This window comes from Rhizobium sp. AQ_MP (assembly GCF_014237835.1).
In the GTDB taxonomy this organism is placed as follows: domain Bacteria; phylum Pseudomonadota; class Alphaproteobacteria; order Rhizobiales; family Rhizobiaceae; genus Allorhizobium.
Genome location: NZ_JACJVI010000066.1, coordinates 1 through 569 on the forward strand (window position 1 = coordinate 1; position 569 = coordinate 569).

Genomic DNA, 569 nt, shown 5'->3' on the forward strand with positions numbered 1-569 from the left:
TTATGCTCGCGAGGGCGTCGACCTCAGCCTGTCGACGCTTGCCGATCAGGTTGGCGCTTGTGCTGCGGCCCTGAAGCGAATCCATTCGTTGATTGAGGCCCATGTCCTGGCGGCCGAGCGGCTGCATGGCGACGACACGACCGTGCCCATCCTGGCGAAGGGAAAGACCGATACGGGCCGCATCTGGACCTATGTCCGGGACGATCGGCCGTTCGGCGGGCTGTCACCGCCTGCGGCACTGTTCTACGCATCGCGAGACCGGCGACAGGAGCATCCCGAACGCCATCTGAAGACCTTCTCCGGCATTCTGCAGGCGGATGCCTATGGCGGCTACAATCCGCTGTTCAAGGCAGATCGCGATCCCGCGCCTCTGCGCCAAGCACTCTGCTGGGCACATTCACGCCGCAAGTTCTTCGTGCTGGCCGACATCGCCGCGAACGCCAAAGGTGGCAGCAAAGCCGCACCGATCTCGCCGATGGCGCTGGAGGCTGCCAAACGGATCGATGCCCTGTTCGATATCGAACGGGAGATCAACGGCCTTAGCTCCGAGCAGCGCTTGGAGCGCCGCC

Annotated in this window: 1 protein-coding gene; it reads left to right on the plus strand. The window is 64.0% G+C overall.

Features of this window, described 5'->3' with window-relative positions; translation table 11 throughout:
• Positions 1-569 (plus strand): transposase (locus H6M51_RS24230; RefSeq protein ID WP_185812314.1); only part of this gene is annotated, 569 nt, incomplete at both ends.